The organism is Bacillus cereus, assembly GCF_002577405.1.
GTDB lineage: Bacteria > Bacillota > Bacilli > Bacillales > Bacillaceae_G > Bacillus_A > Bacillus_A cereus_AU.
The window spans coordinates 68,026-81,246 of sequence record NZ_NULR01000002.1 but is presented as its reverse complement, the minus strand read 5'-3'; the positions used below and the strand labels follow the sequence as shown (position 1 = coordinate 81,246).

Sequence of the window (13,221 nt, the reverse complement as noted above, 5' to 3'; positions counted from 1 at the left end):
ACTTGCGGTAATATAGAAATTTTATACAATATTATTCACACTAAGCACATATGAAAAGTTATGAAATGTTTTATAACAATAAGTTAGTACTGTAGCAATAAAATTTGAGATAGGTGATTCGTACATGAATCACGGTGATAATGTTCTCTATTTTTACCATCTCAAATCATGTGCAAAAAAATAGAATAATAAAATGCGATAGTAATAGTTGCTAATACATAGGAGGAGTTAAAGTGAAGAAGACTTTAATTACAGGGTTATTGGTTACAGCAGTATCTACGAGTTGCTTCGTTCCTGTAAGCGCTTACGCTAAGGAGGGGCAAACAGAAGTGAAAACAGTATATGCGCAAAATGTAATTGCTCCAAATACATTATCTAATTCAATTAGAATGTTAGGATCACAGTCACCGCTTACACAAGCATACGGATTAGTTATTTTACAACAGCCAGACATTAAGGTAAACGCTATGAGTAGTTTGACGAATCATCAAAAGTTTGCAAAGGCGAACGTACGAGAGTGGATTGATGAATATAATCCGAAGCTAATCGACTTAAATCAAGAGATGATGAGATATAGCACTAGATTTAATAGCTATTATAGTAAGCTCTATGAACTAGCAGGAAACGTAAATGAAGATGAACAGGCAAAAGCAGATTTTACAAGCGCATATGGAAAATTACAATTGCAAGTACAAAGCATCCAAGGGAGCATGGAGCAAGATTTATTAGAGTTACATCGATTTAAAACGGTATTAGAAAAAGATAGTAGCAATTTATCAACTAAAGCTGATGAAGCAATAAAAACACTGCAAGGATCAAGTGGAGATATTGTGAAATTAAGAGAAGATATTAAAAGAATTCAAGGGGAAATTCAAGCTGAACTTACTAATATTTTGAATAGACCACAAGAAATTATTAAAGGTTCTATTAATATCGGTAAACAAGTATTTACAATTACAAATCAAACTGCCCAAACGAAAACAATCGATTTTGTTTCTATCGGTACTTTAAGTAATGAAATTGTAAATGCTGCAGATAGTCAAACGAGGGAATCTGCTCTTCGTATTCAACAAAAGCAAAAAGAGTTATTGCCACTAATTCAAAAGTTATCACAAACTGAAGCGGAGGCGACTCAAATTACATTTATTGAAGATCAAGTAAGTAGCTTTACAGAACTAATTGATCGCCAAATTACAACTTTAGAAACGTTATTAACGGATTGGAAAGTTTTAAATAATAATATGATCCAAATTCAAACTAATATTGGAGAAGGCACGTATACAGACAGTAGTTTACTTCAAAAACATTTCAATCAACTTAAAAAAGTAAGTGATGAAATGAATAAGCAAACAAATCAATTTGAAGATTACGTTACAAACGTTGAAGTACATTAAAAAATAAGTAACGATATAGGGAGAGAAGAAAAATGACAAAAAAACCTTATAAAGTAATGGCTCTATCAGCACTTATGGCAGTATTTGCAGCAGGGAATATTATGCCGGCCCATACGTATGCAGCAGAAACTGCAGTAAAGCAAGCTCCAGTTCATGCGGTAGCAAAAGCTTATAATGACTATGAAGAATATTCATTAGGACCTGAAGGCCTGAAAGACGCAATGGAAAGAACAGGTTCAAACGCTTTAGTAATGGATCTATACGCTTTAACAATTATTAAACAAGGTAATGTTAACTTTGGTAATGTATCGTCTGTTGATGCGGCTTTAAAAGGAAAAGTGATTCAGCACCAAGATACAGCTAGAGGAAATGCGAAACAATGGTTAGATGTATTAAAACCACAGCTTATTTCAACGAATCAAAATATTATTAATTACAATACAAAATTCCAAAACTATTATGATACGTTAGTTGCAGCGGTAGATGCAAAGGATAAAGCAACTCTTACGAAAGGTTTAACTAGATTATCAAGTAGTATTAATGAAAATAAAGCGCAAGTAGATCAATTAGTAGAAGACTTGAAGAAATTCCGAAATAAAATGACGTCGGATACTCAAAATTTCAAGGGAGATGCAAATCAAATTACATCTATCTTAGCTAGTCAAGATGCTGGAATTCCGCTATTGCAAAATCAAATCACAACGTATAATGAAGCGATTAGTAAATATAATGCAATTATTATTGGTTCATCTGTTGCGACAGCATTAGGACCAATTGCAATTATCGGTGGCGCAGTTGTAATTGCTACTGGCGCAGGAACTCCGCTGGGAATCGCATTAATTGCAGGTGGAGCAGGAGCTATAGGCGGTGGTACAGCTGGAATTGTACTAGCTAAAAAAGAACTGGATAATGCACAAGCTGAAATTCAAAAAATAACGGGACAAGTTACAACTGCCCAATTAGAAGTAGCAGGGTTAACAAACATTAAAACACAAACTGAGTATTTAACAAATACAATTGATACAGCAATTACAGCGTTGCAAAACATTTCAAATCAATGGTATACAATGGGATCAAAATACAATTCTTTACTTCAAAATGTAGATTCTATTAGTCCAAACGATCTTGTTTTCATTAAAGAAGATTTAAACATTGCGAAAGATAGCTGGAAAAACATTAAAGACTATGCAGAAAAAATTTATGCTGAAGATATTAAAGTAGTAGATACGAAAAAAGCATAATAACAATTAAACTGTTATAGCATTACGTATAGATAAAAGGTTTTTAAATGATAGAGAGCTCCTGTTCAGTAGTGAGCAGGAGCCTTTTTTACCTCTAACGTTTCATATCCTCATAAAAAGAATAGGTGATAAGTATGCGTAATAATTTCTATAAAAAATGTCTTTTAACGATAATGATTGCTGGAGTAGCAACGAGTAATACGTTTCCTTTACATCCTTTTGCAGCAGAACAAAACATAAAAGCATTACAAAAAAATGCAAAAAACTATTCTCTAGGGCCAGCTGGATTCCAAGATGTAATGGCGCAAACGACATCAAGTATATTTGCAATGGATTCATATGCAAAATTAATTCAGAATCAACAAGAGACTGATTTGAGTAAAATAAGTTCGATTAATGGCGAGTTCAAAGGAAATATGATTCAGCATCAAAGAGATGCAAAAATTAACGCGGCGTATTGGTTAAATAATATGAAGCCTCAAATTATGAAAACGGATCAAAATATTATTGATTACAATAATACTTTTCAAGCGTATTATAATGACATGCTAGTAGCGATTGATCAAAAGGATAGCGTGAAATTAAAAGCAGATTTAGAAAAGTTGTATGCGGATATTTTAAAGAATCAAACTGAAGTAGATGTATTATTAGGGAATTTAAAAGCTTTTCGCGATAGAATGGCGAAAGACACAAATAGTTTTAAAGAGGATACGAATCAATTAACAGCGATTTTAGCAAGTACGAATGCTGGTATTCCAGCTTTAGAGCAACAAATAAATACATATAACGATTCCATTAAAAAGAGTAATGATATGGTTATTGCCGGTGGTGTACTTTGCGCAGCGCTAATAACATGTCTTGCTGGCGGACCGATGATTGCGATTGCGAAAAACGATATCGCAAATGCAGAAAGAGAAATCGCCAATTTAAAGGATAGAATTTCAGGAGCGCAAGCAGAAGTCGCAATTTTGACTGATGTGAAAAATAAAACAACAAATATGACAGAAACAATTGACGCAGCAATTACAGCATTGCAAAATATATCAAATCAATGGTATACAGTAGGGGCAAAGTATAATAATTTACTACAAAACGTAAAAGGAATCAGTCCTGAAGAATTTACGTTTATAAAAGAAGATTTACATACAGCGAAAGATAGCTGGAAGGATGTAAAGGATTATACAGAAAAATTACATGAAGGTGTGGCGAAATAAACAACGGCGGTTATTTATCGTTTTTTGTGCAATTACTGTTCTTATATTTAAGTTACCTAATTATAAGAAGAACAAAAGTATTCATATAAAAAAATATAGGCATACATATCCGCCGAAAAAAGCAAATAAAAGGCGTCGTAAATAATTGTTTTTTATAACACAATATACATATTTTATTTTGGATAACATAGGGGTAGCACCACATCGCTATCAACCTAAGCTCATATAACGCCATCCTCTCTTATGATTCTACAGAAAGGATAACGTCTTTTTTGCTTTATGGATAGTATAATACCTTAGTTTCTTTTATATATTTACATAATTAGCGAAGAAGGATTTATACTTTCTTTAAAAAACCGCTTCTCTTTTATAAGAAAGCGGTTTTTTTATGAATATAACTATGAATTAACTTTAACTGTTCTGTTTATATATCTTTTCACTTTTGTTTTCCATGTGATGTATAATGCTTTCGCCTTCAACATCAATGTTAGGCCAAATTTTATCCAGCCATTTTGGCAAGTACCATGCTGACTTACCCATTAGAGCCATGACCGCAGGCACGATTGTCATTCTCACGATGAATGCGTCGAAGAAAACACCGAATGTAAGAGCCATGCCTATGGATTTAATGATGCTATCAGGTGCCAACATGAATCCAGTAAATACAGACATCATAATTAATCCTGCTGAGACTACGACTTTACCGCTCTCTCGCATTCCTTCTAAAATAGCTCTCTTCGGGTCGCCTGTATGCGTATATACTTCCCGCATCTTGCTCACTAGGAACACCTCATAGTCCATGGCAAGTCCGAACAGGATGCCAATCAGAACAACAGGCAAGAAAGCTAAGATTGGACTGGCAGCTGGGAAACCAAATAAATTTTGGAAATGCCCATCTTGCACGATAAATACCACGGCTCCCAACGTAGCACCAAGAGAAAGTAGAAACCCTAATACTGCTTTTAATGGAATGAGTAGAGATCTAAACACTGGAACTAAGAGTACATATGCAAGTCCCACAATAAGAGCAGCGAAAACTGGCAAGGCATCACTCAGCTTTTGCACAATATCAATATTCATCGCTGCTGTGCCCGTTACCATTAGTTCAATTCCATTTTCTTTCTCGGTCTGGTTTGATTTGTCCCGAATCGCATTTACCAAATCCTTCGTCTTTGTATCGTCGGGTCCTGTTTTTGGTGTGACGGATATCATATAAATCTTTCCAGAAGGACCAGGGATAGCTGGTGTCACACTTTTCACGTCAGATAGGTTACCCAATTCTTTTGCAATGGTGTTCATAACATTTTGCGTTTCAGCTGTTGCTTCCTCAGATTTTGCCACTACCGCTAAAGAGGCATGGAATCCTTCTCCATATGCTTCCGTCAATAAATCATATGCTCTTCGTTCTGTCGTTTCTGTGGACTTCGATGTTCCATCAGAAATCAGCCCAAGGTTCATATGGAAAAATGGAATCGTAATCACTGCAAGTAGTCCGATTGCGAAAATCGAAACAACCAGAGGACGTTTTACGACAAATTCCCCCCATTTATTTGAACTAGTGCGTTTCTTACCTGCCCCAGTCATCTTTTCCAAGAATCGATTTTGCTTAGATGGGGCAATCTTATGGCCGATAATTCCTAATATGGCCGGTAATATGACGACGGAAACTACCACAGCCAGTAACACAGTAAAAGCAGCGGATACGCCCATCGCTATTAGGAATGGAATCTTTGTAACAGACAGTCCCAAAAGGCCAATAATAACAGTTAATCCTGCAAAGATTACGGCACTTCCCGCTGTTCCCGTTGCAATGGCAACAGATTCTGGAACAGAATCTCCTTGTGCGAGCTGCTGCCTAAAGCGATTGATAATGAAGAGCGCATAGTCAATACCTACTGCGAGTCCCAGCATGGTAGCTAATGTTAAGGAAACAGATTGGATTTCCACATAATTGGTTCCAATCATGATTCCTAGCATTCCAATCACTAATCCGATTATCGCAGTGAGAATCGGCAGTCCACCTGCTAGAAAAGACACAAAAGTAAATGCCAGGACTACAAAGGCAACAAGTACTCCAACAATTTCAGTCATACCTGAAGTTTCTACCTTAATATCGCCTCCTGATAACTCCGTTTGAATGCCGGCAGCTCTTGTTGTTTCAATACTATCTAAAATCTTATCCTTAGAAGCTTCTGTGACATTTTCCGCTTTCACTTTGTACGTAACAACTGCATATCCGATTTTCTTATTTTCACTAAGGTTCTGCAGTTGCACCGGTGCTGCCACAGAATCAACAGCTGAATCTTTTTTAATCTCACCTAGAACTTCTGCAATTTTCTGTTGTACTTCCGCTGACTCTAAGGTTTCGTTTTTGGGTGCTTGAAATACTACTTTTACTTGGGCACCTGCTGGTTGCATCGCTTTAAACTCTTTTTCAATTACTTTTCCTGCTTTATCTGCCGGTGTATTCGGAATGCTCATCTCATCATTGAAAGAGGAACCCATGTTGACTCCAATAAGCACAAATGCAATAAGAATTGCGAGTGCACTGAATACAACCTTTTTCCTATGATTTACTGCCCAATGTCCTAACTTATATAGATATTTTGCCAAGTGACTCTCACCCTATCTTTGTCGAAAATTTGTCTTGTTTTTACGTTATAATCTAGAAACGCACAAACATCAAAACAATACATTATTCATATAAAAGGATTTAAAAATGTTTATTGTAAATTGCATCTGAATATCCCTTCCTATTTATAGCTTGCAGAATGGCGCCAAATTGCCAGTAGGAAATAAAGAAAATGGTACACATTGACAGCAATAATGTCCTTTTATACAATGACGTTATCACTATACTAACAATTGTACTTACATGTGTAAGTATAGCAGGGGATTTTCATCTTTCAAGCACTATGTGATGATTTTCACTTAAAACGAACAGAACGAAGGGATGTGTTAGCTTTGAGAAAGTCAAGAGAAGACAGTATACACTCTCAGACATACATTAAGGAGGCATTAAGCGCACTGCTACATGAACATAAACTGCAAGATATAACCGTAACGGCTATTTGCAAAAAGGCTGGAGTTGCCAGAGTCACATTTTACAAATACTACCGCAACGTTTACGACGTCGTACAAGCATCTGTGGATGAAATTGTTCAACATTTCTTGAAAGAGGTTGATAGTTTGGATCCATATGAAAGTATGCAGCTAATTATTGAATATATCATAGAGGGATTTGTGTCGGCACAGAAACCGTCAGGAAAGTTAATTGATGCAAATATATCTAGTATGATGCTTGATTATTTGAATTACACAATGGAAAAGGTCTTCCAAGCGGATATTACGCGCAATCATGGCATGAGCAGAATGCAAATCCTGTTTTTAGCAGGCGGTATCTATAATATTGTTAACGATTGGCTTAAAAGAGGGGCAAAGGAATCTCCCCAAGCACTTGCTGCAAAAATATACGAGATTATCCCATATGGGACAACAGATACAAGGAATTTGGAAACATGAAAAGAAGCCAAGGCTTTCTTAAAAAAGCGCTTGGCTGATGTTGTGTTTCTCAGTTTACTCAAATAAAAACCAATGGTGTTTCTTTCGGAATCTACTGCACAATACAGATACATCCATTGCCCTTTTAGCTTGATATAGGACCCATCAACTCTCCACGAGTCATTCGTTTCCTTGAGATGACGACGGATTCTTTTATCCAACTCTGGACCATATTGATGCACCCAACGCATAATGGTTGTGTGAGCGATAGATAAGCCCCACGTATTCTTTACCTCTCTATGAATTAAATGCATTTTTTAAAATTATCTAAAAAGGTATCCATAAATTCCTTAGTTACTTTCGTTAAATTTTTCGTTTCTAAATAAATAAGCCAGAAATCAACTGGAAAGTTTTTCCCTTCCCTTAATGGAATAATTTTTATATCCCCATTCATAACCATTGAACTTTTTTTAATAGAAAAATCATGCAAATACAAGATGGCTTGACTTTCTGTTACCAGCTTATAAAGAAGGCTGTTGCTATTCGATCTAACTAACACTTGATTTAAATTCGGTTTTGTTAATTTTAATACCTTTTTATAGTCAGATGAATTATACATCACTAATTTTGAACCTTTTAATGCGCCAAGTGTTACATAATCATGATGATAAAAAGGTGAATTTTTACCAACAGCTATACAAATATGCCCTGTATGAATATGTTCAAAAAGAATATTTTTTTCTTTTTTTAACTCTTCTAAAGAAGCGGGAATTAAAGCGATGTCATAATTTTCCTTGTTGAAATTCCGAATAATTTCTGTAGGGTTTTGCTCTATTAATTCGAATGTAATATTGTTATTTTCCGAAATAAAATTTGCCATTGTTTCTTGAAGTATAAAAGTAAAGGAAGGAGCAGTTAAGATTTTTAAATGAGTTTGATTGCTATTTTTCAACTCAAAAATTTCTTTATTTAGTTCTTTAATGGTGTTTAGTAAAGTCATTGCTTTAGAAATTACGATTTTACCTTCAAAAGTAGGAGTAACTCCTTGTTTAGATCGGTTAAAGATTTTTATACCAAGCTCATTTTCTAACTGGGTAATAGATTGACTCATACCTGAAGATGAAATAAATAATTTTTCTGCTGCTTTTGATATTGACATCTCGTTTGCAACATTTACAATATGCTCCATTTGTTCAAAATTCATCATTCACCTCAACTTAAGCAGATTACATCATTATATTTTCATAAATTCTACACTTGATTTTAATTTTAAAAAAGAAGATTCGAAAATGTGACCATAATCCCATCCAGTCCTTTCATGCACAGGGTGAATTTAGATTGCAATGAAATTTCTCCTGTATCTAAAGTTCAACCCTCACTTTTGTCCGAACCGTTACGGTTGTACAGACGAGAATTCCATTTATTTTTAGCCTGGTTCCACCGATCGGGTTGATAAACGGTGAATTTTATTTTAAATTCACACCCTTCAGAATCAAACTTGCTTTTTTACTAAATTGTAAGTGACAAATTTTAATAGAGAGTAAATCAAATGTAAAAGTTTCGTAAATGGGTTCTGGGGCAAAAAGATTAAATTATATTGCTGGTAGTATCTAAAGGTCAGTTTAAGTTTTACTTAATACGGTATACAGATTTTCGGAATTTATTAAACATTTCGAATGATGATACACTTCATTCTGGCAAGAGACACGACCGTACTACTTAAAATCAATGTTCATTGCCTCATACTTTTATTCAAATTTATTAAAAGGCAAAAAGAAAGGAGAAAAAATGAAAAGAGCGGCATGGAAAAGGTAGCAGACGAAATTCTACATGCTAAAAAAAGGACAACAAGATTCGACGTTAACGGGGTCCCGCCGCCAAAACGGGAATAAGTAATATAAAATCCTGATTTTCACCCCCTCTAAGGGAAACCTTAACGGGCTAAACAAAATGACAAACGGCCATTTCATATTGAGTATTACAAAGAATAACAGGAGGTTTAATTTATGCTATTTCTTAAAAGGTTAAAAATTCTAACACTAACGATGATAGCTATTCTAGTAGGTCTTAGTGCTACTCCTTTTCAAGGGAAGAGTTCTGCGGCAGGGACAGAAAACAATACGGAAGAACCTATCTTCAGCTTCATGTCAATGTCGGACACGCATACCAATACTGGTAAAACGGCTAAAGCTGTAACGGATGCTAAAAATAATAATGCAAGTGCAATAGTTTTAAACGGGGATATAACCGAGCGCGGGGATAGCGGTGAATATGACACCATAAAAAATGCTATCAATTCTGTAAAAGACCATCCGCCAGTGTATTATACAATAGGAAATCATGAATATGATTGGCAGTCGGATTATAATGTAGCGAAGAACAGATTTCTAGAAAAGGCAGAAATACCAGAAAAGAAGGTGTATTACCACCGGGAAATACAAGACTATGACTTTATATTTTTAGGGTATGATACGAAACCGTCCTATTATGCGTATATGTCCGACGAACAGTTAGCCTGGTTTGAAAGCACGCTTGCTGCAAATGCTGAACCGGACAAGCCGATTTTTGTGTTCATGCATGAGCCTATTCACCAGACCGTATCCAAGTCATATTCTTCGAATGGTTATTATCAAAGAAATGCACAGGAGCAGGAGTTCCGAAAAATCCTTGAAAAATATCCACAGGTTGTTTTAACAACAGGACATCTTCATGACGATATTAAGATACAAGGCAATATGTACGCAAATAAATTCACTGCATTAAGAGACGGTGCAGTTTTAAATAATCAAGCTCTGATGTTTGATGTATATAAAGACAAGGTGCGTATAAAGGGAAGAGATGTAAATACACAAAAAACCATTTGGGAAGGTACTGTGAGTCTGCACCCGAATACAACCGACAAGTATGAAGCCGAGGATAGTGTGCTCGCATATGCTACCTCTGGCGACGACATAAATCAGTCCGGCGGCAAGTATGTGAATATGAACCATGGAAGCGCATATATCGAGTCGCTCAAGGTTGACGGAGGAGCTTCTGGCGGCAATAAAATATTGAAAATAAGGTATGCTACCGATGCTGCCAATGCTACCAAGGGATTATATGTAAATGGAGCCAAAGTACAGACACTTAGCATTCCGACTACTGGAAGTATGAGCTCGTATAACGATTTGGCGGTACCTGTTGAGCTGAATCCGGGTCCAAATAACAAGATTGTCATACAAAGCGATGGCAACGCAGCGGGCGTGAATATAGATGAATTCCAAATTATGGAGGGTAACAACCCGAAACATATGTGGGGATTTAATGACAATGGCAACGACAGTGTCAAGAATGGGATTAATGCAACCTTGCATGGAAGTGCTGCCTATGATAAGACGGATAAAATGGAAGGTTCAGCTTCGCTCAGCCTGAACGGTGCGGACGGTAATTATGCAAGTGCAGATCTTGCATCCAACAAACAGAACAATCTAACGCTAACAACCTGGGTGAAGTGGAATGGTGCAACCTCAGGATCTCAACAAATATTGTCTAACGGAGATGGCCTTACTAATGGATATTCAATCATGTTGGATCATGACCAAGGCGATAAGGTGTCCATTGCGATCAACGGGCAGAAGATCCTTGGATCGCAGACTGCCTTGACTCCAGGACAATGGACCAATATTACTGCGGCAAGAAGAAGCGGAACCTGGGAGCTTTATATCAATGGCAAGAGCACACCGGTAACCAATAATACAACAGATCCTTCTAAGCCAACAACGGGAACGTATATCGGTGCGGACAGTACCGGTAAACAAAGCTTCAATGGACGTATTGATTCTGCAAGAATTTACAATCAAGCTTTGTCTACAGATCAGATAAAGGCGATTGCCAATGAGACTTCTGACGTTACGTTACAAAGCATCGAAATAACTAAACTGCCAACAAAGTTGAATTACCTTCAGGGAGATGGGGTGAATATAGACGAGATGGTTGTGACAGGCACTTACAGCGATGGAACAACCAAGGTGGAGAACGTAACGGATGATAATATTACCGGTTTTAATAGTGCCACTCTTAAAAAAGGATTGCCAATTACTGTGACTTTAGGTGGAAAGACTGCCAGCTTTAAGGTAAATATTTTAGATGAATTGCCTGGTTCAGCATCGGTGCCAGGAAGGATAGAAGGTGTAAACTACAATTCGAAAAAACCGGATTCTGTATTTAGAAATTTTCCGAATAATGATGGCGGACGCGCATGGATAGTGACTGCTATGGAAAAAGGCGAATGGATGGAATATAACGTAGATGTGGCAAAATCGGGATTCTATCAAGTAAATTACAGGGTGGCAACATGGCGTCCGGCAGAGGTTGAATTCGAGGTAGATGGAGTACCTCAAACGAGAACCCCATTTTCAACTGGGAGTTGGAAATATGACACTTTTTCTTCCGATACAATCAAACTGAGTGAAGGCTCACATAAAATAAGGCTGAATGCAAATACAGGTTTTTGGAGATTGAACTGGTTTGAATTGACAGAGGTTCAAGAAAAAAAATTGAGCAGTATCACAGTACCTGCACCGGTAACAGTGCCAATCGGAACGGCGAAGACAGCGGCAGCTCTTGGATTGCCCGAAAAAGTAGCCCTTGTAACCGATGGGGGGAATGTGGATGTTAGTGTGAATTGGGATGTAAATAGTGCAAGCTACGATCCAACTTCCACGACGGCGCAGACCTTCACGGTAACAGGAAAAGTAACTCTGCCTATTGGAGTCACAAACCCGAACAGCGTTCCATTGACAACAAGCATTAGCGTATCTGCAAGGGCTGCCGAACTAGTAGCCCACTGGAAGTTTGATGAAGGATCCGGTACAACCGTCGGCGATTCTTCAGGCAACGGCAACACCGGAACTCTAGTTAACAACCCGACTTGGACCGATTCGGACAAAGGCGGAGCGCTTGCTTTCAGCGGCGGCTCAAGGGCCGAGTTCAACTCTTCGGCAACTTTGAATAAAACAGGTGACGAGTCCGTGTCGTTGTGGTTCAAGACTTCTCAGCCTGCAACCGGCACCACGAGCATTTTCCGTAACAGTAATCGTTTCACGGCCCTTCAATTGGTGGTAGGCGGTCAAGCTCGCGCGGCTCATTGGCCCAATGCTTCATCCAGTTATAAAGCGCTGAATTTTCCATGGACCTACAATGATAACAAATGGCATCATTATGTGGCTTCCTACGATCATTTAACTGGGCTGAAGATTTATGTCGACGGTAACTTAGTGGCAAGCAATACAACGAATCTCGGACCGCTTCCGACTGTGACGAATAAAATCGTGCTGGGAGCCACAGAAACCGGCGGAGAAGCTTACAGTGGACTGCTGGATGACGTTCGCGTATATGACCTCTCGTTGACTCCGGACGAAGTAAGGCAATTGAGTGATCAACAACTGCCTACGACAACGGACAATGCACCAAGCGGCTCAGTCAATTAAGATGTCACTGTAACCTTAAGCGTGAGCGATAACAATAACGAATCGGGTGTAGCTGATGTCGCTGAGCATACGGGAACTTCCGTCGTATTGTCAGAAGAAGGCGTGCATAAGCTTGTATATTGGAGTATAGACAAAGCAGGCAACGAGGAATGGGCACATATAGTATCCGTTAGCATTGATAAGACCGCGCCGGAGGTTGCCGTTCCCCTTAAGGAATTCCCAATATGGCCCAGTACCAGGGTTGCTGTAACCAGGGGCAAAGTAAATATTTTAAATAGTAGAGTTCTGGCTTCCAGAACTCTTTTTATATACTGAAATTTTCTTGATAGATACGATAAGGAGGCACCATAATGTGAAGCAAAACTGGGAGTTAGAGGACAGGAATACATAAGGAATATATATA

7 protein-coding genes and 1 pseudogene are annotated in these 13,221 nt (G+C 37.6%); 5 read left to right on the top strand and 3 right to left on the bottom strand.

Annotated features, from left to right (window positions below):
• Positions 1 to 233 precede the first annotated feature (233 nt).
• From nheA to nheC, 3 genes are all read left to right on the top strand, one after another.
• Positions 234 to 1,394 (top strand): non-hemolytic enterotoxin NHE subunit A, encoded by a 1,161-nt coding sequence (gene nheA / locus COC96_RS03525; RefSeq protein WP_098768313.1) that lies wholly within the window; start codon positions 234 to 236, stop codon positions 1,392 to 1,394.
• A 32-nt stretch (positions 1,395 to 1,426) separates the two neighbouring features.
• On the top strand, positions 1,427 to 2,635 hold the full coding sequence (gene nheB, locus COC96_RS03520; protein ID WP_097902111.1) for a non-hemolytic enterotoxin NHE subunit B: 1,209 nt from the start codon (positions 1,427 to 1,429) through the stop codon (positions 2,633 to 2,635).
• 134 nt (positions 2,636 to 2,769) lie between these two features.
• Positions 2,770 to 3,849 carry a non-hemolytic enterotoxin subunit C gene (gene nheC / locus COC96_RS03515; protein ID WP_098768312.1) on the top strand — a complete coding sequence of 360 codons (1,080 nt, stop codon included), beginning with the start codon at positions 2,770 to 2,772 and terminating at the stop codon, positions 3,847 to 3,849.
• 411 nt (positions 3,850 to 4,260) lie between these two features.
• Here nheC and COC96_RS03510 read toward each other — a convergent pair whose 3' ends face one another.
• Positions 4,261 to 6,462 carry an MMPL family transporter gene (locus tag COC96_RS03510; protein WP_180234947.1) on the bottom strand — a complete coding sequence of 734 codons (2,202 nt, stop codon included), beginning with the start codon at positions 6,460 to 6,462 and terminating at the stop codon, positions 4,261 to 4,263.
• Positions 6,463 to 6,813: 351 nt separating this feature from the next.
• Here COC96_RS03510 and COC96_RS03505 point away from each other — a divergent pair, with 351 nt between their 5' ends.
• Positions 6,814 to 7,371 carry a TetR/AcrR family transcriptional regulator gene (locus tag COC96_RS03505; protein ID WP_098267770.1) on the top strand — a complete coding sequence of 186 codons (558 nt, stop codon included), beginning with the start codon at positions 6,814 to 6,816 and terminating at the stop codon, positions 7,369 to 7,371.
• Here COC96_RS03505 and COC96_RS03500 read toward each other — a convergent pair.
• Positions 7,359 to 7,631 (bottom strand): annotated as a pseudogene (locus tag COC96_RS03500) (DDE-type integrase/transposase/recombinase); the annotation flags it as partial. The gene COC96_RS03505 and the pseudogene COC96_RS03500 overlap by 13 nt on opposite strands.
• Positions 7,632 to 7,654: 23 nt before the next feature.
• Entirely contained in the window at positions 7,655 to 8,554 is a 900-nt protein-coding gene (locus COC96_RS03495) for a LysR family transcriptional regulator (protein WP_176538787.1), read from the bottom strand.
• 802 nt (positions 8,555 to 9,356) lie between these two features.
• On the opposite strand from COC96_RS03495, the gene COC96_RS03490 reads away from it, so the two are divergent.
• Positions 9,357 to 12,818, top strand: coding sequence for a LamG-like jellyroll fold domain-containing protein (locus tag COC96_RS03490; protein WP_098768311.1), 3,462 nt, complete (start codon positions 9,357 to 9,359; stop codon positions 12,816 to 12,818).
• Positions 12,819 to 13,221 lie beyond the last annotated feature (403 nt).